Source organism: bacterium (Candidatus Blackallbacteria) CG13_big_fil_rev_8_21_14_2_50_49_14 (assembly GCA_002783405.1).
Classification (GTDB): Bacteria; Cyanobacteriota; Sericytochromatia; order UBA7694; family UBA7694.
Genome location: PFGG01000013.1, coordinates 53,534 through 76,668 on the forward strand (window position 1 = coordinate 53,534; position 23,135 = coordinate 76,668).

Annotated in this window: 11 protein-coding genes and 2 tRNA genes; 4 read left to right on the forward strand and 9 right to left on the reverse strand. The window is 54.7% G+C overall.

The window, feature by feature from the left end:
- Positions 1-9 precede the first annotated feature (9 nt).
- The 7 genes from secE to COW20_03385 form a co-directional block, all read right to left on the reverse strand.
- A complete protein-coding gene (secE, locus tag COW20_03355) occupies positions 10-291 on the reverse strand; it encodes a preprotein translocase subunit SecE (protein PIW50241.1) in 282 nt (93 codons plus the stop codon).
- Between the two features lie 30 nt (positions 292-321).
- Positions 322-394, reverse strand: a tRNA-Trp gene (locus tag COW20_03360).
- Positions 395-489: 95 nt separating this feature from the next.
- Positions 490-562, reverse strand: a tRNA-Trp gene (locus COW20_03365).
- Between the two features lie 40 nt (positions 563-602).
- Complete coding sequence (locus COW20_03370) at positions 603-1,121, reverse strand: tRNA adenosine(34) deaminase TadA (GenBank protein ID PIW50242.1); 519 nt, start codon at positions 1,119-1,121, stop codon at positions 603-605.
- The gene (locus COW20_03375; protein ID PIW50243.1) at positions 1,121-2,923 is read right to left on the reverse strand and encodes an arginine--tRNA ligase; all 1,803 of its coding nucleotides are present in this window, start codon (positions 2,921-2,923) and stop codon (positions 1,121-1,123) included. Before COW20_03375 ends, COW20_03370 begins: the two co-directional genes overlap by 1 nt.
- Positions 2,924-2,958: 35 nt before the next feature.
- Positions 2,959-4,602, reverse strand: a complete 1,644-nt coding sequence (locus COW20_03380; protein ID PIW50244.1) for a hypothetical protein — start codon at positions 4,600-4,602, stop codon at positions 2,959-2,961.
- Positions 4,603-4,653: 51 nt separating this feature from the next.
- Complete coding sequence (locus tag COW20_03385; protein ID PIW50245.1) at positions 4,654-5,688, reverse strand: cysteine synthase A; 1,035 nt, start codon at positions 5,686-5,688, stop codon at positions 4,654-4,656.
- Between the two features lie 334 nt (positions 5,689-6,022).
- On the opposite strand from COW20_03385, the gene COW20_03390 reads away from it, so the two are divergent.
- Both COW20_03390 and COW20_03395 read left to right on the forward strand, forming a co-directional pair.
- Positions 6,023-6,202, forward strand: a complete 180-nt coding sequence (locus COW20_03390) for a hypothetical protein (protein ID PIW50246.1) — start codon at positions 6,023-6,025, stop codon at positions 6,200-6,202.
- Positions 6,203-6,298: 96 nt separating this feature from the next.
- Positions 6,299-6,832 carry a hypothetical protein gene (locus tag COW20_03395; GenBank protein PIW50247.1) on the forward strand — a complete coding sequence of 178 codons (534 nt, stop codon included), beginning with the start codon at positions 6,299-6,301 and terminating at the stop codon, positions 6,830-6,832.
- A gap of 10 nt (positions 6,833-6,842) precedes the next feature.
- Here COW20_03395 and COW20_03400 read toward each other — a convergent pair whose 3' ends face one another.
- On the reverse strand, positions 6,843-16,622 hold the full coding sequence (locus COW20_03400; protein PIW50248.1) for a hypothetical protein: 9,780 nt from the start codon (positions 16,620-16,622) through the stop codon (positions 6,843-6,845).
- Between the two features lie 245 nt (positions 16,623-16,867).
- Between COW20_03400 and nifJ the strand changes: the two genes are divergently transcribed.
- On the forward strand, positions 16,868-20,434 hold the full coding sequence (nifJ, locus tag COW20_03405; GenBank protein ID PIW50249.1) for a pyruvate:ferredoxin (flavodoxin) oxidoreductase: 3,567 nt from the start codon (positions 16,868-16,870) through the stop codon (positions 20,432-20,434).
- Between the two features lies 1 nt (position 20,435).
- Positions 20,436-21,440: a dihydroorotate dehydrogenase gene (locus COW20_03410; GenBank protein PIW50250.1), complete on the forward strand. Its 1,005-nt coding sequence runs from the start codon at positions 20,436-20,438 to the stop codon at positions 21,438-21,440.
- 32 nt (positions 21,441-21,472) lie between these two features.
- Here the strand turns inward: COW20_03410 and ade are convergent, their stop codons facing one another.
- Positions 21,473-23,107 carry an adenine deaminase gene (gene ade, locus COW20_03415; GenBank protein ID PIW50251.1) on the reverse strand — a complete coding sequence of 545 codons (1,635 nt, stop codon included), beginning with the start codon at positions 23,105-23,107 and terminating at the stop codon, positions 21,473-21,475.
- Between the last annotated feature and the right edge of the window lie 28 nt (positions 23,108-23,135).

A 23,135-nucleotide genomic window follows, 5' to 3' on the forward strand; every position in this document is an offset into this window, starting at 1 on the left:
TCTTTATGCCTATTTTTGAAAGATAAAATGCAGGAGCCAGCCGGAAAACAAATCGTAACCCTTTACCAGCAAAATAATAAACACCACCGTTACCAGGACAACAATAGACTCGTTGAGGGCCTGTTTGCGGGTGGGCCACTGAATTTTTTTAAATTCAGTCCAGGAATCTTTGCTGAATTGCGTGAATTCCTGTATGGGGTTTTTACTCGCTTCTTTTTCTTTTTTCTCCTTGGGTTTGGCCTTGGTTGTTTTTTCTGTTTCTGAAACGTCTTTTTTAGTTGCTTTGGACATAGATCTGGTTATTTTCCTTTACGATCTGAGCGCGTCCTGAAGGACTCGAACCCTCGACATGCGGTTTTGGAGACCGCCGTTCTACCAACTGAACTAAGGACGCTCACATTTATCCCATGTTCAAAAACCCTTGCTACAGGGATGGGTGGGGGGGGTGAATGTATAATAACAGATTTTAAGATCGGAAAGAAGGGGAAGCGCGCCCTGGAGGACTCGAACCCCCGACATGCGGTTTTGGAGACCGCCGTTCTACCAACTGAACTAAGGACGCAAAGAATACTTTTTCAAGATACCATACTGGCATCGGGCTTTCAATGAGATTGAAGTGAATCCTGGGTGGCATCTTCTGTGCTGGGGTGGTTGCCCCCACAGGGCAGGCTGATAAACCGCGCCCGTGCGCGGTGATACAAGGGGTCACAGCGTTCGGGCAAAAGCGGCCCTTCCCAAAGCGGGGCAGGGGCTACCTTCGGATAATAGGGGGGCAGGTGGTTCTGAATGCAGCCTGCTCCCCCTTCAAGATCCAGGGCTCCAAAGACAATTCGGCCCACGCCGTGCAAGAGCAAGCTGCCAAAGCACATCAGGCAGGGTTCGAGGCTGCTGTAGCAGGTCATTTCAGCTGCTCGGGGCCAAAGGGCAGCTGGAACGCGCTTGATCGCTTCGATTTCTCCATGGCCGCCGGGATTATAAACCGGCACCAGCAAAGCATTGCGCCCTTCGGCGATGATTTCACCGTCCAGCACGATCAAAGAGCCAATCGGCATATTGCCTGCGGCTTCTGCTTCCTGGGCCAGCTCCACAGCGCGGTTGAGAAAAGCCCGATCGTCTCTCACTACATAACCTCAGGGGCTGAAATGCCGAAGACATCGACCAAGAGATTGCGCAAAACAATTTGGGTGCCCTTGACCAGATTCAAACGGGCCAGACTGAGGGCGATTTCGGCTTCTGTCACTTCTTGTTTCTCATCTTTTTCAAACAGCACCCGGCATTGCTTGTAAAACGAGTGAAACTGCGCTGCCAATTCCTGCCCATAGGTGGCCAGGCGGTGGGGTTCCCGTTGTTTGGCTGCAAAGCTCAGCTCATCGGGATAGGAGAGCAGTTTGAGCAGCAGGCTGCGCTCTTCGGGGGCTTCGAGCACGCTTAAATCGGCATCTGACCAAGCTGAAGCATCATAGCGGGTGACGTCGGCTGCGTTTCTGAAAATACTGCAAATCCGGGCGTGGGCATATTGCACATAAAAGACCGGGTTTTCAGAGTTTTGAGCTTTCGCCAGTTCCAGGTCAAAATCCAGAGTCACATCGGCACTGCGCTGCATCAGCAAAAAGCGCGTGGCATCGGTACCGACTTCTTCGAGCACCTCACCAAAGGTGATCATTTCGCCTGTCCGTTTGGACATGCGCACTTTCTCGCCGTTGCGGTAGAGGTTGACCATTTGCCCCAACAGCACTTCGAGTGCGTCAGCAGGGTAACCCAGGGCCTGTACAGCGGCTTTCATGCGGGCGATATAGCCGTGGTGATCGGCTCCCCAGATATTGATCAGCCGATCATAGCCCCGGCGCAGCTTGTCCCAGTGGTAGGCGATATCATTGGCGAAATAGGTGGTGCTGCCATCCTGCTTGATCAAGACCCGATCCTGATCGTCGCCATAATCGCTGGTGCGAAACCAAAGCGCACCTTCTTCCTGATAGGTTTTGCCAGATTCCTGCAGGTGTTGGAGGGCTTCTTTGACTGCTTCCTGATGGTGCAGGCGGCTTTCAGGGAACCATTCATCAAAGACCACACCAAAGTGTTTGAGCTGTTCCTGTTGTTCTGACAAAATCGCGGCTTTGGCATATTCACTGAAATATTCAGGTGCAGCTTCGATCTGTTGATTTTTTTGGTTTTCAAACAGGCGTTGCCCCAGCACTTCAATATACTGCCCATGGTAAAAACGCACCTTGACCTTTTCACCGGCTGTTTTTTCAGCCTGGTAGCTCTCGATCAGGGCTTGGGCTTCGGCTGAAAGCGCTTCACCGGCCTGGGCCAGGGCCTGAAAATAACAGGCCTGAACAGATTTGCCCAAATTCTGAACCTGTGCGCCCGTATCGTTGATATAAAATTCGGTTTCGGTCTGGTAGCCCGCCAGGCGCATCAGCCGGGCCAGGCAATCCCCTAAAACGGCCCAGCGGCCATGGCCAAAATGCAGGGGGCCGGTGGGGTTGGCAGAGACATATTCCACCAGATAGCGGTGCTGATCCTGGGGGGCTTGGCGGCCAAATTCCCGGTCGGCGGCAATCAGGGCTTTGAGCTGTTCCTGTAACCAGGGAGCTGCCAGTCGAAAATTAATAAAGCCCGGCCCTGCAATCGAGATTTCTTGAAAGAGCGGGCTTTGCAGATGTTCGACCAGGGTTTCTGCCAATTTGCGGGGCGGCAGGCCGGCTTGTTTGGTCAGCACCATGGCGAGATTGGAAGCATAATCGCCATGGCTGGGGTCGCGAGGCGTTTCAACCTTGATTTCCTGAGGCAGATTTTCAAGGCTGACCTGCGCTGAGCTGATCGCTTTTTCGAGGGCCTCTCTGAGCTGAGCGGCGAGTGTGGCTTGTAACATGCTATGCGTCCTTCTAGTTGGGGCTGAAATTCTATCGGATTCTAACATAGATTTCAGGGGGGGAGACGAATCAGAACGCCGTGCTAATGGATCAGCGAGATAAATTCTGTTTCAAGTTCCTGAAGCATTTCGGGCAAGGATTTCTGGCTGTTGAGGAAATGCTTGAGTTTTTCTTCAAGTTTTAAACTGAAAAAATTGAGAATTTCGAGAATTTCGATCAGGAGAAAATTGCTGATATCGCCCTGCAGGCGAATAAAATGATGGCAGAGAATGACCTTCTGATTCTCAGAATCCAGACGCACGCTGCCAATCGGCATAAAGCGGTTGAAATGCACAAGCAGTTCCCGTACTCTTTGCATTTCTTCAAGCGGGATCTTTAATTCAAGCGGCGCACTGAAGGTCAACATCCAGGTGTGGAGGGGCTCAGGGGTTGGGGTTTGCCAGTCTTTGTGGGCCTGAATCAAGAGGCGGGTTTTGTTGTGGGGCAATTGCACCTGTAAAAAACCGGGCTCGGTGGCGAGTGGCTCTTGGGCCAGGGATTGGAATTCAAGAAAATTCAGAATCGTGGTTAATTTTTTCAATTGTGGCCAAATCAAATCCTGCTGAAGCTCGGGTTTGAGTTCTGGCAGATCGGGGGGCAGTTCGGCCTGGGCATTGGCCTGTTCTGAGAGAAACAATTGGTATTCCAATTTTAGGTGTTCTTGCGATAACTCCAATTCTTCAAGCCGTTTTTTGACTTCGGTCTGGTATTGAATCAAGCGTTCCTGAAACTGAACGAGATGATTCAGCCCCTGGTGCAGGCGCAGGAGTTGATTGGGGGTATCCGGGGAAGTTTGGCGCATATTCATGCTTGAATAATCGACGCTGTCGCGTTGCTGATTCAATTCCTGGGCATGGCTTTGGGCGCGCAAATGCTCAGATTCCAGCATCTGAAAATAGAAATTGAATTTGGCCCGGCGTTTCAGCAGGCGCTCGTTTTTGCGTTGTTTTTGGTGTTGGTGGTAGACTGCAAAAAATCCTGGGGTCAGGATCAAGAGCCCCAGATACAGGCCGGTATTGCTGCCGACCCAGGGGGTGGCCAAAGTACTGCAGACCACCGATAAAAAACCAATTAAAAAATAGGCCAAACCGTAACGGGAATTGGACGACCATTCATGGGGCGGGACGACCATTTCAGGCAGGGTTCTGCGCGTGGCTTTCTGGTTCAAAAGCATTCTGAATTGTTTGCGCAGTTCTTGGTAAAATTCAGGTTTCACCGGGGGTTCAGCTGAAAGGATTTTGCTCAGATAGGCCCTGATTTCAGGCAGGATCTGAGCGAGACAGACGCTAATTTCAAGCGCTGAACGAATATCGGGCCAGGAGACCTCTGTCAGCAGGCCATAGCGGTAATAGAGTTTTCCTTCTGCTGTAATTTCAAGTGAACCCAGAGGCAGCAACTCGTTTAAATACGAAATCAAGCGTGTGCTTTCGCTGGCCTGTTCTGCTTCAAAATGGTGGGGAAACTCGCAAAAAAAATACAGAATACCGGCGCTGGGCGGGCTTGAATCCTGAAGCACTCCCACGGGGGGATGGGTCGAAAAGATCTGCAATTCGAGCGGTTCATGCGAATCAGGATCCAGGCGCAGCACAAGACTTTCCTGATGGTTCTCAAGATTGCTGATCTGGGCTTCGAGTTGTTGTTCGGCCAGTAAAAGGGCGAGAAGATCCTGCAATAAATAATTTGTCATGAAATTACCCGTAGCTATTATACCTTTCACTCGGCCGAGAGCGCGAGACTTTTATATTGCCCAACGGGCCTGATAATTCTGCATTAAACTTTTAAAGCCTTCTGGCGCGGCATTGAGATTTTTACTCGCCAGAAATTCAGCTTGGTACAATTTTGAGAACGAGCGCTCACCCAAATCACAGGCAAAGGTGACAATGCGGTGGCCCGGCCCCATGCGCAGGGCGGTTTGTAAAGCTGCCGCCAGATTGAGGGCCGAAGAGCTGCCCAAAACCAAGGCATCCTGCAGACGGACATAGTGTGCGACACTTACCAATTCCTGATCGGTAATCGTGAGAGCCTGATCGACACGCGCTTTTGCGAAATTGGCAACCAGTCGCATAATGCCGATGCCCTCGGTCAGCGAGCTGCCACTGGATTTGAACTCGCCGGTTTTGACATACTGACAGAGCCCAGAACCTTCGGGATCGGCGAGGATGACCTGTATATTGGCATCCTGTTCCTTTAAATAGGCAGAGGTGCCTCCGATGGTACCGCCCGTACCCGCTGCTGAAACCAGAGCATCGATTCGGCCTTCGGTTTGAGACCAGATTTCTGGCCCCGTTCCCTGGTAATGGGCTCTGAAATTGCCAAGGTTTTCAAATTGGTTGGCCCACCAATACTGGTTGGGATCGGCTTCCGCGATGCGGCGGGCAGTATGGTAAAAGTGATTCTGATTGGCAAAGGGAACGGCATCGACCAAATGCAGTTCGGCCCCATGCAAGGCGATCATGCGCTCTTTTTCTGGGGTTTGGCCTTTGGGCATGACCACACGCATTTGGCAACCCACAGCTTTTGCGGCAATCGCAAGGCCAATGCCGGTATTGCCTGCCGTGCCTTCAATAATTGTCATGCCGGGCTTCAGGGCCCCACTCTCCAGGGCTTCCTGAACCATATTCCAGGCGGCACGGTCTTTGATCGAGCCCCCTGGGTTAAAATACTCACATTTGATCAGAATTTCACAGCCTGTCAGGCTGCTCAGGGAGGGAACCCGCAATAAGGGGGTTTCGCCAATCAGGTCGGGTAAATTTTTTGCCATTGCAGTTTTCATTTTGGACTCCTGGGGGTGCTACACTTCAGTCTAGCAAAACTCAGCCATTTGAATCGGCATTCAAAACCTGAATCGGGTGCTTTGAGCGAGAAAATTTTAGTGAGGTCTGGTCATGGAAATGTTTCTGACCCTGCTGCTGGTTTCTATTGTGGTGGTGGGAACCCATGTGGGATTGTTTATGTGGTTTGCGCGCATGATCAAAAAAACCACGCCTTCAAAGGATTCTCTCAGCTCTGCGAATAAGGTTTCCGACCGGCCTTAAGAATTTGCTACAATAGTACCGATGCCTCTTGGGTTTCCAGAGCATAGAGTTAATCACAGGCAGGAGAGAGCCATGCTGGATAAATTGTTTAAAAAAGTTGCCCCTAAAAAAGAAGAAGCCAAAGAACAACCCAAAACTGAAGAAAAACAGTCTTCTGGTGAAGATATGTTGGATGAAACGGGTACTTTTATGCTGGATATCAACCAGCTGAAAGAAACCGAGGACCTCGACGACCTTCTGAATGATGTCTAAACTTTAAGTTCTGTTTATCACGGGTCAGAAATGACGTTGACCCGTCGATAAGAGATCAGCGGTCACAAGACCCAATCTTCATCACAGGAGTCGGTGATGCCCAGTATTCAGGTTGTGGATTCAAATTTTGCCTATGAATTTTCAGGTCGTAAAACTGCGCCTGCAAATCAGTCCAAACCTGAAACGAAAGCCCCTGTCCAAGAAGAGAGCCTTCACCCCTGGTTAAAAAACACCTTTCTGGGCGCTGCCATTGGTGGCGTGGCGGGCAGTGGCACGGCTTTGGCAGTTTCTCATTTTCTTGAGGATCCGCTGCCCGGTATCAACAAGGCCAAACTGGGGGGCATTCAAGGCCTTTTTGCGGGGGCCAGTGGAGCGGTCGCGGCTTCGTTTGCGCCTGATCGGGCTTCTGGCACTGTGATTGGCGGAATTACCGGTGCTGCCTCAGGCGTGGTTCAAAGTTTGGCCTTTGCACCCAGCAAGGGCAAAATCATCCTCAATGCGATCACGGGGTTTGTCGCAGGGGCTGCAGCTGGCAACGTCACCGTCGCTGTGCGGGACCGCTACCAGCTCAAGAAAATGGATGAAAACGGTTCTGAAGAAAAAACGCTTGAGAAAGAACTGTTTGATTGAGCGCTTGGCGCTAAAAACTCCACTCTTCCCATTCTTCCTGCTCTGAGGGGGCAGGCGGGGTTTCCGCCGCAGGAATTCCACCGATCAGGGTATGCATCAATTCTTGGCCTGTGTTCCAGCCAAAACAGGTTTTGAGCAATTCCGCATCGACCCTGCCAATGCCACAGAGCCCGAGTTGCGCCAGGGGAGCCGTTTCTCTGAGCAACTGTGCGATACAGCCTGTTTCAATCAGACAATAATCCCGTGCATCTTGGCCATAATGGCTTTCGATTTTTGCCAAATCGGCCACCAGATACAGGCTGAACTTGGCGGCTTTTGCCATTTCCAGGCTCATGGGCAAATGTAGCTGAGCGAGATCGGGAACTGGGCCAGACAGTTTGTGCAGGCTGAGACTTTCGTTTTCAAAGCGGTAAAGCCCAGCTTCGAGGTCTGGCAGGCACCTCTCATGCAGATGGAGATAAAGTCTCAGGGGGTAAACGGCCCCTGCTGAGGGGTAAAGATATTTCAGACTCTCGGCCTGGGGGCGGGCTTCTAAAACTGAAAGCAGAAGACTGAGCTGTTTAAGGTTTACGTTCTCAGCGCTGAAGCTGCGTTGGCTTTTCCAGGTCAACCAAGGCTCAGCGGCGCTTTCAGTTTTTTCGAGCGGGATGGTGTTCCCGGTCAGTAGAGCGGAGCTTGAAGCTTGAGGGCGAAGGGGCTTTGCCGGGGCTGCCTTGTGGTAATATTCAGCCAAAAGGCGCAAACTGCGCAATTGAAACATTTCGCCCACCCCTGGGGCAAAGCCATAGACTGTCTGTAGGCGGTTGCCCAGGCGGATCATATCGATCGAGTGCACCCCCAGACTGAGCAGGTCGGCGTCTGGATCGGTGATTTGCAGTTCCAGGGTTTCTGCAAAAATCGCCTGAAGACGTGTCAGTTCAGTCTCTGCGAGCGGGTTGGGCGGTGGGCTTGCGCTCAGGCCAGGCAATTGGTTCCGATCGACTTTGCCACTGGCATTGAGGGGGAAAGCATCGAGAAAATGCCAGTGTTTGGGAACCATCCAGGCTGGCAGGCGGGCTTCGAGCCAGGCACTTAATTCAGTTGGGGTGGCCTCGGCAATCAGACAGGCCACCAGGCGGCGCTGATGGCGTTCACCTGGGGCATGCACCAGCACGTCTTTGACGCGGGGGTGCAAACGCAGACAGGCCTCGATTTCCCCCAACTCAATCCGATACCCTTGAATTTTGACCTGAAAATCCTGCCGGCCTAAAAATTCAAGCAAGCCCTGGGGCCGGTAGCGCCCCAGATCTCCTGTTCTGTACCAGCGTTGGCCCTGGGCATCGGTGACGAAGCGTTCTTGGGTTTTAAGCGGATCCCGCCAATAGCCCAGGGCCAGCCCTTCGCCTGCAATCCAGATTTCGCCGCTGACCCAATCGGGGCAGGGCTCAAATGCTGAATTCATGACCTCAAAGCGTTGATTGGCAAGCGGATAGCCATAGGGCACGCTGTTCCATTCGGGCAGACGGGTTTCAATCGGGTAGGCTATCGACCAAATCGCGGCTTCGGTTGCGCCGCCCAAGCTCCAGATTTGGGCCTGGGGCGCGGTGGCACGGATCTGCTCGGGCAGCTCCAGGGGGATCCAATCGCCACTGAGCAAGACCTTGCGCAGGGCCGGCCAGTGAAATTCGGGCAGCCGTTTGATATATTCGAGCAAAAGCCCCATCAGGGCGGGGACTGAATTCCAAACCGTGACTTCCTCTAGCAAAGGCAACCAGCGATCGGGTTCACGTTGGCTGTCTGAATCCGGTAGCACCAGACAGGCTCCTGCCGCCCAGGTGCCAAACAGGTCATAGACCGAAAGGTCAAAGCCCAGGCTTGAAATTCCAAAGACCCGATCGTCGGATTTTAGCTGGATCATGTCTGAAACCGCGACCAGGGTATTCCAGGCGGCAGCATGACTGAGCATGACCCCTTTGGGTTCGCCAGTTGAGCCCGAGGTAAACAGCAGGTAGGCCATGCTGTGAGGATCCCCTGGGGGCCATTCCTGGGCGAAGCTTTGCGCCCAGTTGAAGTCTTCAGGGGCTTGATCTGAGACTTTCAGCCATGTGACCTCTGCAAAGGCGGGCTCCAGTGCTGCCTGGGCAATGCCCCAGCGGACCTCTCCCAGTTTCAAGAGGGCCTGAATCCGTTCGGGGGGCAAACTGGCATCGATTGGCAGATAGGCCCCGCCAACCAGCAAAATCGCCAGGGCGGCAACAGCCTGTTCCCAGCCCTTGTGCATTAGGATGGCAATCGGCTGACCTGGCTGAAGGGGGAATTGCCGCAGTTCCTGGGCAAGGGCAAGCGCCCGCGCAGCCAATTCAGCATAGCTCAGCCGCCGCTCAGGGCTGATCAGCGCCAGGGCTTCAGGCTGAGACTGGGCCTTTGCAAAAAAGGCCTGGTGAAGCGTTTGGGGCAAAATTTCCCGTTCAGTGGCATTGGCCCGCATGCGTTCAGCTGATATCAAAGTGGGGCCCAGCAAAGCCGTATTGACGGGCCTTTGCCAGATTTCAGGGGCTTCAGATAAACGAGCAACTAGTCCTGTAAAGGCTGCAAACGCCTGTTCAATCAGCCCTGCGGGAAAGAGTTCACTGAGATAATCCCAATGAAGCGAAAGACCTGTTTCGCTTTCAGAAGCCTGGCAATCCAACCAGACCTGGGGCGTTTGCGTCTGTGCCAGAATTAATTCTGCATTCAAAGGCAGGGGCGGGGTCTTTTGGCCCAGCAAGCCCGTAAAAACAACGGGTGCGTTTAAGGGGCGCCCTTGGGCTCTGGCGGCTCGCAGCACTTCTACGCCATCGAGCAGGGCGTGTTCTAAATCCTGCCAGAGTTGGGTCTGAATGGTTTGGGCCCAGGCCCCCAGGCTCTCGGAACGGGGGGGAATCGCCAGCAGGGTCAGGTGGGTAAAATCCCCCATCAGGTCTTGAACCTGGGCATGCAGGGGCAACCTTTGGAAGGTCGTCAGATTGAGCAGAAAACCTTCTGTGGCACTGTAAGCTGCAATACAGGCGGCAAAGAGACTTAGAACCAAGCCATTGGGAGTCAGCTGGTAAGCCTGCGCCCCTGCTTTTAATTGCTCCCAGGCAGGGCACTTCAGTTCAAAGCTCAGCCTTTGAAAACGCGGGGTCTGAATCTTTTCTGGGGCCAAGCGCAGGGGCCATTGGGGCGCTTCGGGCAAAGTCTTAAGGCGCTTGTTCCAATAGTCATGGGCTGCTTGCCAGGGCGGGCTGCCTTTGAGGTTTTCAAGCGCCAAGCGGTAATCGCGAAACTGCAGTTCCAGTGCTGGGAGTTCAAGCTCTGGCGTACGGTAAAAGCGTTCAAGCTCCTTGCCCAGATTCAGAAAACTGCTGGCATCGGCGATCAGGGCATCGAGCAGCAGATAGAGTTGCCAACCCTCGGGCAGGCGCAGCAGGCGAAGGGAGAAGAGCGGCCAGCTTTGGGGATCCAGGCGCAGGGCGAGCATTTCTTCACGCAGGTTTTCAAGCTGCTGTTTTCTTTCTGCTTCAGAAAGATTGCGCAAATCGGTCTGCTGAAGCGTGAAATGGGGAAGACCCGCCAGGGTTTGCAGACGCCCCTCCTCCGTGACCACCGTGTGCAGCATGGGGTGGCGCTGAATCAGCCGGTTCAGGGCTTTTTCCAGGCGTTCGGGCTCCAGTTCAGGCAGTGAGAGTACCCAGAGCGCCTGGGTGCTGATGCCTCCCAGGGTCAGGCTCTGCTGGCGTCCCAGCCAATAGGCTTCCTGCACAGGGGTCATGGCGTAGGGTGCTGAGTGATGGGCTGGGTCAGGCTGAATTTGCGGCCATGCAAAGCTCAGTTGCGGAGCCTGTAAAACCGCTTGGGTAAATTCCTGTAAGCTGGGGGCTTCAAAAAGCAGCTGCAGCGAGATTTCGCGGCCCATTTGCTCGCGCACCGCTTGAATCAGGCGCAGAGCCAAAAGGGAATGCCCACCGGCTTCAAAGAAGGAAGTCTCCGCTTGCAGTTGAGCTGTGGGCAAGAAGTTTTGCCAAAGTTTTGCCATTTCCAGGGTCTCTCCGCTCAGCCCCTGAAGGGCCTGGGTTTTCACTGCCAAGGTGGGTTGAATCTGCTCGGCGAGGGCCTGAAGATCCAATTTTCCCCGGCTGCTGAGCGGAAACGTATCGCGTGCCAGCCAACGATCGGGTTGCAAGGCACTGGGCAGTTTGCGCTTTAACCAGTTTTCACAGTCTTTCAAAGCTTCAGGCTTCAGGCCTTGGATACAGGCAATCAGCTCTTCCTGCTGCCAGAGCACACAGGCCTGCTCCACGCCTGGAAAATGCAGCAATTGGGCTTCAATTTCAGCGGCTTCAATCCGCACGCCCCGGCGTTTGAACTGGCGATCGGTGCGGCCGAGAAAATGCAGGCGTCCGGCCAGAAAACGCACCCGGTCCCCAGTTAAATAATGGGGTTCGGGCAAAGACTTAAATTTGCTTTCACTCAGCTCAGGGGCCTGCCAATAGCCAGCTGCCAATCCGATTCCGGCCAGGGCCAGCTCGCCAGGAAAACCTTCGGGCAGACTGTTTCCCTGGGCATCCAGCACCCAGGCTTTGAAATTGGGCAGCAATTGGCCCAAATCTGGTTTCTGCCCTGGCTGGGCTGAGACACAGCCCGCGCTGGCGACAACACTGCATTCTGTGGGGCCATACTGGTTCCAGACGGCAAAGGGCAGGGGCTGGGCAGGCAAAGGCCCCAAGCGATCCCCCCCGGTGCGCAGAACAGAAAAACAGCTGGTTTCAGGCCAATTTAGCCGGATCAGGGCTTCGGCCAGGGGCGTGGGCAGAAAGACTTGCCGAACTGCGTTTTCAAGCATGAATTTTTGCAGGGCCGTGGGATCTAAACGCAGCGGGGTTGGCAAAAATACGAGCGTTGCCCCAGCTGCCAAAGTCGTCCAGATTTCCCAGCCTGCGGCATCAAAACTTAAATTGGCGATTTGGGGTATCAGTTCACCAGGGGCGGTGGGAAAGGTCTTTAAATGCCACTGCACAAGATTGCTCAGGCCCGCTTGGGTGACTTGGACAGCCTTGGGCGTTCCGCTGGAACCTGAGGTCAGGATCAGACAGGCCAAATTGGTGTGCGCTGTGGGTAGCATCCCTGCCTGGGGAGGGATTTCTTCAAATGCCAGACAGGGGCCCGCATATCCCAGTTCGGCCAGACGTGAGGCTGTGCTCAGCAGCAAGGGCTGATCCAGAGTTTCCAAAAGACTGAGAATGCGATCGCGCGGGCTGTCTGGATCCAGGGGCAGATAGGGGCGAGCTGCGAGCAGGCTGCCCAGCCAGCTAACGACGGCTTGGGGGGAATTTTCAAGCCAAATTGCGACAGGGGCTTCTGTTGGCCCTTGCTCTAAGAGGGCACCCGCCAGCTGCTGGGCTTCCTGCCAGAGTCGGGCATAGCTCCAGTCTTCAGGCTGGGAGAGCTTGCGCAGATCGCGCAGGGCAATCTGGTCTGAAGCTTTGGCAAGCAAAGGCAAAAGCCTGTTTTCAGGCCAGGCGATCTGGGGGCCTTGCACGGTATACGGGAGATCGGCCTTGCAGAGGTCTTGTAAGGGGGTTTCTGGGGGCAGATCGGGCAGGGCGGCCAAGGTGTGCAGCCAGGCCTTTGTCCAGGCCGCGATGCTGGCTTCAGAGAAAAGCTGGGTATCAAACTCCACCAGGCCTTTGAGCAGATCCCCTTCGGGTATCAGGGTCAGGGCCAGATCAAACCGGGTGACACCAATATCCAGCTCCAGGCCTGTAAGTTGTGTCTCACCCAGGGCTTCGAAGCCAATTTCGCCATGCAGGGCCAGCACCGTTTGAAAGAGCGGATGAACCCCTGGCAAACGTGGGGGTTGAAGGCTCTCCACCATTTGCTCAAAGGGCAGGGCCTGGTGATCCAGGGCCTCGTAGAGCCGGGTTTGAACCCGGTTCAGCCAGCTCAACCAGCCTTCCTGGGGGTCGATTTCCTGGCGCAGGGGCAACATATTTAGAAAGGGGCCAATCAAGGGCTGGGTTTCACTCTCCAACCGACCGGCGATGGGGGTGCCAATCACCAGATCGGTTTCGCCGCTTAAACGCCAGAGCAAGTGTGCAAAGCTGGCGAGCAAGACCGCAAAAAGACTGACCCCAGCCGCTTTGGCGTGGTTTTCAAGTGCCAAGCGCAGCGGGGCAGAAATTTCAAAGGGAGCTTGTTTTCCCTGGGGCACTTCCTGACGGGCGCCGTCCCAGGGCAGCCTGATTTGCGCGGGGGCCTGCCGCAAGGTGTTTTTCCAATAGTTCAGATCGGCTTCTGGGGCGGGGTTTTTGCGCTGCCAGAGCGCAAAATCTGCGTACTGCCATTTCAGGGCCTCAAGTTCGGGAACGCGGTTTTCAGAGGCTGCCAGATAAAATTCCCGCAATTCGGCAAATAAAATTCTGAACGAGAGGCCATCGGCCAGGATATGGTGCAAGCCCAGCACCAAGCGGTGTTCGTGTTCCGACAGGCGAAAGACGCCGATCCGCAGCGGCGGGGCTTGGGTCCAATCAAAGGGCTGGCGGGCAAAGGTTTTGATTGCTTCTTGCAGGGCAGATTCTGAAGGTGGGGCTTCAAAGACCTGCCAGTCGAGCACAGCTGAAGGCAAGATCTTTTGATACGGCGTGCCTTGATTGTCTTGAAGATAGAGGGTGCGCAGGATTTCATGGCGCTTTACAATCGCTTCAAAGGCAGCTTTTAAAATCTTGAGGTCGAGAGGGCCCTGCAGGGAAACGGCAATCGGAATAAAATGGGTCTTCTGGCCGGGATAGAGCTGTTCCAAGAGCCAAAAGCGCTGCTGTGTAAACGAGAGCGGGAGTTGTTCAGGCCTTTCCAACGGGGTTTCCTGGCTTGGGGTTTTCAGGTTTTTCAGAATCAAATCGGCGATTTGCTGAATGGAGGGGCCTTTGAGAAATTCTGAAAGGGGCAATTGAATCGCGAAGGTTTTTTTCAGACGGCTGTAAAGTTCCATGCCCACCAGTGAGCCAATGCCCAAATGTTGCAGGGGAAGATGGGGATCGAGTTGTGCGGCTTCCAGGCGCAGGGCCTGGGCCAACTCGGCCTGAAGGGCCCTGACGAGAAAGGCTGCGCGTTCAGCTTCTGGAATTTCAGCCAGATCCTTGAGGGCAGGGGCTTTGTGAGGCCCGCTGCGGGCCTGGCCTGAAGCCTGGGCCCGCAGCGAAAGCGGTGAAGGGCGTTGGCCTTCGGGGGCCGCCAAAAGATAGTTTTGATGATCCCAGGCATAGGCTGGAAAACTGAGGGGAAGGTTCTCAATCGGGGTTTGCCCCTTCAGCGAAAAACCCAGACAGGCCAGAATGCCCAAACTTTGGCGCAGACTTTGACTGTTTTTTTGATCCCGACGCAAACTGGGCAGGCCGAATAAGGGGTGGGGGGTGGTTTCGTTCAGGGCCAGCAAAGACCCGATTAAAACCGGGTGGGGGCTGATTTCCAGCAGCACGCAGGGGCCTTTTTCAAGCAGGCTTTGAATCACGGGCAGCAAACTGACGGGTTGGCGCAGATTTTGCCACCAATAGGGCAGCTCAAAGTTCAGGTGGGGTTCGGGGTGGGGCTCTACCGTGGAATAGACTGGAATCTGCCCTTTTAAGGGGGTGAGATCTTGCAATGCTGCATAAAAATCTGCTTCAAGCGGTTCCATCAGGGGGCTGTGTGAGGGGGCCTCGGCTCCGAGAACGTTTCGTGCAAACTGCCCGGCAGCCTGCAGATCTGAAATCAACTGGGCGAGGGCCTGACTTTCACCTGAAACCACACAGAGTTCGGGCCCGTTCAAGCCTGCCAGCCAAACCTTGCGGTCTTTCAGCCAGGGCTGAAGCTCCACTTCGCTGAGACCCACCACGGCCATGCCCCCCTGCCCGAGGGTGCGGCAGATCAGCTGAATCCGCAGAGCGACTAAACGGCAGGCATCTTCTAAACTGATCCAGCCGCCAGCACAGGCCGCGGTGATCTCTCCCATGCTGGTGCCAATCAAAGCGCTGGGACGCAGGCCCCAGGATTCCAAAAGACTGACCAGAGACAATTGAATCGCAAACAGCAGGGGTTGAATCTGTTGCGGGCTGCCATCGTGCCCGTGCTGCAGGGCCTCAAGCACTGAAAAGCCCGCCCAGGGCTGCAGGCAGGTATCAATGGCCTTGAAGCGCTCTAGAAAGACAGATTCAGCCAGCAATTGCCGCCCCATGCCCTCTTCCTGGGAGCCCATGCCTGAAAAGAGCAGCACCAATTGGCGTTGGGCAGGTGGCAGGGTTTTGTAGACTTCTCCGTTCTCTGCAAGTTTTTTGAGCTCTGAAATCAGATCCTCACGCTGCTCAAAGGCCAGTGGGGCATGCCATTTCTCACTGCTGAGCAGGCGCGCTGAACTCAGGCAGAGATTGCGCAACTGGGGAGCTGTTTCTGCTTCGAGATGTTTTGCCAGGCGCTGGGCTTGGGCCCGCAGACTGCTGGGGGAGTGGGCATGCAGCCAGAGCAGACCCGCTTGATCCGCTTCTGGGTGTGGGCATTGATCCCTTGCTTCGAGGATCAGGTGGGCATTGGTGCCGCCAAAGCCAAAGGCTGAAACCGCAGCATAGATCGGCTCACCAGCTGTTGGCAAAACTTCAGGCTCGGTTTGAACGCTTAAATGCCAGTCTTGAAAGGGAATTTTGGGGTTGGGGGTGTGAAAATGCAGGCTGGGCACCCATTGGCGGTGATAGAGCATCAGGCAGACCTTGATCAGGCTGGCAATGCCTGCTGCGGCTTCCAGGTGGCCTATCTGGGTTTTGACAGAGCCTATTTTAAGCGGCGGCAGCCCTGCCTTTGCGCGTTTCTGGGCATAGACCTGGCCCAGGGCCTTGGCTTCAATTGGATCGCCGAGGGGGGTGCCGGTGCCATGGGTTTCAATATACTGAATCTGGGCTGGATCCAAGGCTGCTGCCCGGATTGCCGTTTCAAGTGTTCGACGTTGGCCTGCCGGGCTGGGAGCACTTAAGCCGTTGGTCAGACCATCCTGCGAGAGGGCTGAACCCCGAATCACAGCATAGATCCGATCTCCCGCTGCTTGCGCCGCTGCCAGGGGTTTTAAGATCACCAGACCCGCTCCTTCTCCCCGCGCAATGCCATTGGCCTGGGCGTCGAAGGCCGCACAGCGCCCTTCCGGTGAGAGGGCCAGGGCTTCGGCAAAGCCCTGGTGAATCAGTTCAGAAAAAAGCAAATTGACGCCCCCTGCGAGTGCCAATTCTGAAGCCCCAGAATAAAGGCTTTCCAGGGCCAGATGGACAGCCGTCAGCGATGATGAACAGGCGGTATCGACCACCAGACTGGGGCCCTGCCAATCGTAGGTATAGGAAAGCCGGTTGGCAATCACACTGGCTGCTGAGCCCGTGATGGTATACATATTGGCCTGAGCTGGGCTGAGCAATTGGGTATGGGCGTAGTCCTGGCTGGAGACCCCCATAAAAACGCCGGTTGCTGAGCCTTCGAGCTGTTTGCGACTGAGGCCCGCGTCTCGCAGCGCTTCGTGGCTGAGTTCCAGCATCAATCTCTGTTGGGGGTCCATGGCACGGGCTTCGCCCTCGGTAATTTGGAAAAAACCCGCATCAAACGCCAGGGGGCTCTCCAATAAGCCTGCCAGGGCAGGGGTTTCTGGTTCCACTTGCATGCGCTCTGGGGGAATCGGGCGTACCTGGTTTTGGGCTGAGCACAGGCTTTGCCAATAGTCCTGAAGGGATTCTCCTCCCGGAAAGCGGCAGGCCATGCCAATAATTGCAACTGCGTTTTCTGTCATTTTTTCAGATTTCTTTTTATGTGACTGCTTCAGTCTAGCCAGAATTTCGAGAATTGACCATGTTTCACCTTGCTTTGTCCAGGGCTTGAAACTTGATTTTGATCAATCCCCGCTTTGATCTGCAAGAAGGAATTCCAGCAATATTCGTCCTATGCTAAAAAAGGCGCACCCTGTATCCAAGGGGCTGCTTGCGCTGCAATTTTTGGCTGAAAAGCTATCAGCACGCGGATTTCAAGGAGTATATTATGCAGTTGAACTGGAAGACGATGGATGGCAACGAAGCGGTCGCGCATGTGGCCTACCGCCTCAATGAAGTGATTGCCATTTATCCGATTACGCCTTCTTCTCCCATGGGAGAATGGTCAGACACTTGGGCTTCGGTTGAGGAACCCAATCTGTGGGGAACCATTCCCCGTGTGGTCGAAATGCAAAGTGAAGGGGGGGCTGCCGGAGCCTTGCACGGGGCTTTGCAGGCGGGTGCCCTTTCAACTTCCTTTACGGCTTCACAGGGCCTGCTGCTGATGATGCCCAATATGTATAAAATTGCAGGGGAGTTGACCCCCCTGGTTTTGCATGTGGCTGCCCGTTCTTTGGCCGCGCAGGGGCTTTCGATTTTTGGCGATCACAGCGATGTGATGGCCTGCCGTGCCACAGGATTTGCCATGTTGGCCGCCAATAGCGTACAGGAAGCCCATGACTTCGCGCTTTTATCCCAAGTCACCAGTTTGAGCTGCCGAATTCCCTTTCTTCACTTCTTTGATGGCTTTCGCACCTCCCATGAAATTTCGAAGTTTCAGTTGATCCCCGATGAGGTCATGAAAGCCCTGATCGACCCGGCCTGGATTCGTGCCTTTCGCGAACGCGCCCTCTCACCTGATCACCCCTTTATTCGGGGCACTGCGCAAAACCCAGATATCTATTTTCAGGCCCGTGAAACGGTCAATCCGCTCTACCGGGATTGCTCTGAGGTTTTGCAGGAGCGCATGGATGCCTTTGCCGCTCTGACAGGCCGCCAGTACCGGATTTATGAATACCATGGCGATCCCCAGGCCGAACGGGTGATTGTGATCATGGGCTCTGGGGCTGAAACCGTACAAAGCGTGGTCGATGCCCTCAATGCCCAAGGCGAAAAACTGGGCGTGCTCAAAGTCAGACTTTACCGTCCCTTTGCCGCCCATGCCCTGGTGGCAGCGCTGCCCGAGAGCGTCAAGCAGGTGGCGGTGCTGGATCGCACCAAAGAACCGGGCTCTGTGGGCGAACCCCTCTATCTGGATGTGGTCTCGGCTTTGCAGCAGGGCTTTTCTGAAGGCTGGCGTGAAACCATGCCCCGTTTGATTGGGGGCCGCTATGGTCTTTCTTCAAAAGAATTTACTCCGGGCATGGTCAAAGGGATTTTTGACCATCTCAAATCTGAAAAACTGAAACATAGCTTTACGATTGGAATTGAGGACGATCTTTCGCATACCCATCTGGCCTATGACCCCGATTGGAGTACCGAATCAGACAGCGTCTTTCGCGGAATTTTCTATGGTTTGGGTTCCGATGGCACCGTGGGGGCCAATAAAAACAGTATTAAAATCATTGGCGAACAAACTGAATATTATGCCCAGGGCTATTTTGTCTATGATTCGAAAAAAGCCGGTGCGATTACGATTTCGCATTTGCGCTTTGGCCCCGAGCGCTTTGAATCTCCCTATTTGATTCAGAAGGCAGGCTTTGTGGCCTGTCACCAGCCGGTATTTCTTGAACGCTTCGATGTGCTCGAAAATCTGCTCCCCGGCGGGGTCTTTTTATTGAATTCGCCCCATGCGGCGGATCAGGTCTGGGACGCCTTGCCCCGTCCGGTTCAAGAGGGGCTGATTGCCCGCCAGGCCCGTTTCTTTGTGATCAATGCCAATCAGGTAGCCCAGGAAAGTGGCATGAAAGGGCGCATCAATACCGTGATGCAAACCTGCTTCTTTGCCATCTCGGGGGTTTTGCCGCGTGAAAATGCCCTCGAGGCAATTCGGGATTCGATTCAGGAAACCTATGCCAAAAAAGGCGTTGAGGTGGTCAAACGGAATTTAGACGCTGTCGACAATACGCTTGCCCATCTGCATGAAGTGCCTCTGCCTGCCCAGGCCAGCAGTTTGCGGGAACGGCGGGCGGTGGTGTCTGATCAAGCACCGGATTTTGTCAAAGAAGTGCTGGGGGCCATGATTTCAGGTCAGGGCGATCGCCTGCCCGTCAGTGCCCTGCCCAATGACGGCACCTATCCTTCGGGAACCGCCCAGTGGGAAAAACGCAATCTGGCGGCTGAAATTCCGGTATGGGACCCCGAGGTCTGTATCCAGTGTGGCAAGTGCGCAATGGTCTGTCCGCACAGCGTGATCCGCATCAAAGCCTATCCCCCCGCTGCGCTGGCCGGGGCTCCCGCAGGGTTCCGCTCGGTGCCCTCGAAAGAGCGGGAATGGGACGGTCTGAACTATACGATTCAGGTCGCCCCAGAAGACTGCACAGGCTGTGCGGTCTGTGTGGACGTCTGCCCGGCCCGGAACAAATCCCAGGCCAAGCTCAAGGCCATCAATATGCAGCCCCAGGAACCCCTGCGGGAACAGGAAAAAACCTATTGGGAATATTTTCTGGAATTGCCTGAACTGGATCGCACCCGGATCAAAAACACCTCAATCCGCCAGCAACAGATTCAGGAACCCCTGTTTGAATTCTCGGGGGCCTGTTCGGGCTGTGGCGAGACACCCTATCTCAAACTGCTGACCCAACTCTTTGGCGATCGCATGCTGGTGGCCAATGCCACAGGCTGTTCCTCGATCTATGGCGGCAACCTGCCGACGACCCCCTGGAGTGTGAATGCTGAAGGGCGTGGGCCCGCTTGGTCCAATTCGCTCTTTGAAGACAATGCTGAATTTGGCCTGGGCATGCGCCTGGCCCTCGACAAGCAGAACGAAATGGCCAAAGAACTCTTGATGCAGTTGGAACCCTTGCTGGAATGGGATCTGGTTGAAAAACTGGTGGAAGCTCCGCAATTGGACGAGGCAGATATCTATGAACAGCGGGAACGGGTCAAAGCACTGAGAGCGGCTTTGCAAAACGTGAATACCCCTGAAGCCGATCGTCTGCGTGAATTGGCCGATGCCTTGGTGCGCAAGAGCCTGTGGATTGTGGGCGGCGATGGCTGGGCCTATGATATCGGCTTTGGGGGCCTGGATCATGTGCTGGCCAGTGGTGCCAATGTCAATGTGCTGGTGCTGGATACCGAGGTCTATTCCAATACCGGCGGGCAGATGTCAAAATCAACGCCTCGGGGCGCGGTGGCTAAATTTGCAGCCGCTGGCAAACCCCTGGGTAAAAAAGACCTCGGCATGATCGCCATGAGCTATGGCCATGTCTATGTGGCCAAGGTCGCCATGGGCGCCAAAGACGATCAGACCCTGCGGGCCTTTCTCGAAGCAGAAGCCTGGCCGGGCCCTTCGCTGATCATTGCCTACAGCCACTGTATTGCCCACGGCATTCCCATGAATACGGCTCTGCAGGAGCACAAGGCCGCTGTCGATTCGGGGGCCTGGAATCTCTTCCGCTATCACCCTGGACGCCTGGAAACAGGCGAAGCACCCTTGCATCTCGACAGCAAAGGGCCGCGCATGCCGCTTCAGAATTACTACGATCGTCAAAACCGTTTCCGCATGCTGGCTTCGACCCATCCTTACCAGGCCAAACGCCTGATGCAGATGGCACAGAAAGAAGTCGAAGACCGCTGGCGGCTTTATCAGCAAATGGCTGAATTCTCTCAACCTCAGAACAAAGGAAATGTCTAAGATGGACTTAAGTACAAAATATCTTGGATTGCATTTGCGCACCCCGCTGGTGGCTTCGGCCTCACCGCTTTCAGAACAATTGGACAATATCCGTGCGCTTGAAGAAGCGGGTATTTCTGCGGTGGTCATGCATTCTCTGTTTGAAGAGCAATTGACCCAATCCAGTCTGGATTTGGATCACTATACCAGCTTCGCCAATGACAGCTTTGCCGAAGCCCTGAGCTTTTTCCCCGAGCCCAAAACCTTTCATGTCGGCCCTGAACTCTATCTTGAGCATATTGCCCAGGCGCGTCAGTCCGTTAAAATCCCGATCATTGCCAGTTTAAATGGGCACAGCCGGGGCGGCTGGATTGAATATGCCAAAAAAATCGAACAGGCCGGGGCGGCTGCACTGGAACTCAATCTCTACAGTATTCCCACCGATCCCCAGCTATCTGGGGCCGTGATTGAACAGACCTATCTGGATATTGTCAAAGAGATCAAAACCCAGTTGAATATTCCTGTGGCGGTCAAACTCAGTCCCTTCTTTACCAATTTCGGCCATTTTGCGCACCAGCTTTCTGACTTGGGGGTCGATGGCTTGGTTTTGTTCAATCGCTTTTACCAGCCGGATATCAATATTGAAACCTTGGAAATGGAGCCCCATCTGCTGCTCAGTTCTCCCCAGGAACTGCGCCTGCCCCTGACCTGGATTGGGCTGCTCTATGGCCGGATTCAAGCCGATTTGGCTGCCACCACGGGGGTGCACCAGGCCAAGGACGTGCTCAAGCTTTTGATGGCGGGGGCCAAGGTAACCCAGATGGCCTCAGTGCTGCTGCGCCGGGGCATTGGCTATGTGCGTACCCTGGAATCTGAATTGCTGGATTGGCTTGAAGAGCATGAGTACCATTCAATTGAGCAATTGCAGGGCAGCATGAGTCAAACCAACTGCCCCGACCCCAGTGCCTTTGAGCGCGTGCAATATGTACGCATGCTGCAGGGCTACCACGCGCATATCCAGATCTAGGCAGATTGCCCCCACAGGCATTCAGCGGGGGCTTATTTCGCCTCGGCGTAGAGATGGGCAAAGCGAAAATGGACGCCATCAAAGAGCCCCTGATCGCTGATCTTCAGGGCTGGAATCACCAGCAAGGCCATAAACGAGAGGGTCATCAGCGGCGCGCGCAGAGGGGAGCCCATTTCTTCACGGATCATGCGGTTCAGGGCGGCATAGGCCTCGGCAACTTCTGGACCGGGGCGATCACTCATCAAGCCCGCAATCGGCAAGGGCAGTACCCTTTCTTTTCCTGCATAAACTGCGCAAATCCCGCCTTTCATTTCAATCACCCGGTTCATGGCCCGACTCAAGTCCTGGTTGCTGCAGCCCACGGCGATCAGATTGTGCGAGTCGTGGGCGACACTTGAGGCGATGGCCCCCTGCTTGAGGCCAAAGTTTTCAATAAAATCCACCACCGGGGCATGGGGCTGGTAGCGGTTGAGCACTGCGATTTTGAGCAAATCCCGTGAGGGGTCAGCCACCGTTTCGTGAAAGGCCAAGGTGGGCGTGCGCAGACAGTCTTCGGTGATCAGTTCTCCATCCAAGGCGTGAATGACATGGATTTGGCCCTGCTGCTCGGGTACTTTAAAATCTGAAGGCTGTACAGGCCGGGCCACAAAGCGGTTGGGCCTCTCTGAGGGCTGCCAGTTCAAAAGACTTTTCCCGTTTTCGACGCATTTTTGGCCTTGAATCCAGGTGGCTTGAATTTTAAAGCGCTGCAAATCGCTGACCTCAATAAAATCTGCGCTGTCGCCGACTTGGAGCAGACCGGCCTTCAGGCCATAGTGCTGAATCGGATTCAAACTGGCGGCCCGCAGGGTATCAAACAGATCATAGCCTGCGGCCAGGGCCTTGGCCACCATTTGGTTAATATGCCCCTTGAGCAGATCATCGGGGTGGCGATCGTCTGAACAGAACATGCACAGTTCAGGGGTTTCGGCCAAAAGCGGGATCAGGGCCTCAAAATTGCGTGCGGCTGAACCTTCCCGAATCAGAATTTTCATGCCTTTGCGCGCTTTTTCCCGTGCTTCTTCCAGGCTGAAGGCCTCATGGTCGGTGCTGATACCTGCCTTGAGATAGGTCTCAAGATCCGCGCCCCGCAAGCCCGGTGCGTGGCCATCGATTGGTTTGCCCAGGCTCTGGGCCAGGGCGATTTTGCCCATGACTTCGGGATCGTTTTGCAGCACCCCCGGAATATTCATCATTTCACTGAGATAGTGAATTTCTGGGTTTTCGAGCAATTGACGGGTTTCTTCAAGCCCGAGACGGGCACCGGCGGTTTCAAAAACGGTAGCGGGAACGCAGGAGGGCGCGCCAAAACAAAAATGAAAGGGGAGGGTGTGGCTGTTTTGCAACATAAACTCCACCCCAGCAAGACCCAGCACATTGGCTATTTCATGGGGGTCAGAAACACTGCCCACGGTGCCATGAAGCATGGCCATGCGGGCAAATTCGGCAGGTACGAGCATGGAGCTTTCAAGGTGAATATGGGCGTCTATCAGGCCGGGAATCAAATAGACTTCTGGGGCCTGCACAAGTTCCTCAATTTTGAGAATCCGCGACTCAGCGAGGGTGAGTTTGGCGGGGACGATTCTGCGCTGAAGCAGATCGACCCATTGGCCAGAGATTTCGTGCATAGAACCCTCCTTCCTGCTGAGCTTAGCT

Coding starts and splice junctions, on each gene's coding strand:
- secE (PIW50241.1), bottom strand. CDS start 291: ATGTCCAAAGCAACTAAAAAAGACGTTTCAGAAACAGAAAAAACAACC.
- COW20_03375 (PIW50243.1), bottom strand. CDS start 2,923: ATGTTAGAATCCGATAGAATTTCAGCCCCAACTAGAAGGACGCATAGC.
- COW20_03380 (PIW50244.1), bottom strand. CDS start 4,602: ATGACAAATTATTTATTGCAGGATCTTCTCGCCCTTTTACTGGCCGAA.
- COW20_03385 (PIW50245.1), bottom strand. CDS start 5,688: ATGAAAACTGCAATGGCAAAAAATTTACCCGACCTGATTGGCGAAACC.
- COW20_03390 (PIW50246.1), top strand. CDS start 6,023: ATGCTGGATAAATTGTTTAAAAAAGTTGCCCCTAAAAAAGAAGAAGCC.
- COW20_03395 (PIW50247.1), top strand. CDS start 6,299: ATGCCCAGTATTCAGGTTGTGGATTCAAATTTTGCCTATGAATTTTCA.
- COW20_03400 (PIW50248.1), bottom strand. CDS start 16,622: ATGACAGAAAACGCAGTTGCAATTATTGGCATGGCCTGCCGCTTTCCG.
- nifJ (PIW50249.1), top strand. CDS start 16,868: ATGCAGTTGAACTGGAAGACGATGGATGGCAACGAAGCGGTCGCGCAT.
- COW20_03410 (PIW50250.1), top strand. CDS start 20,436: ATGGACTTAAGTACAAAATATCTTGGATTGCATTTGCGCACCCCGCTG.
- ade (PIW50251.1), bottom strand. CDS start 23,107: ATGCACGAAATCTCTGGCCAATGGGTCGATCTGCTTCAGCGCAGAATC.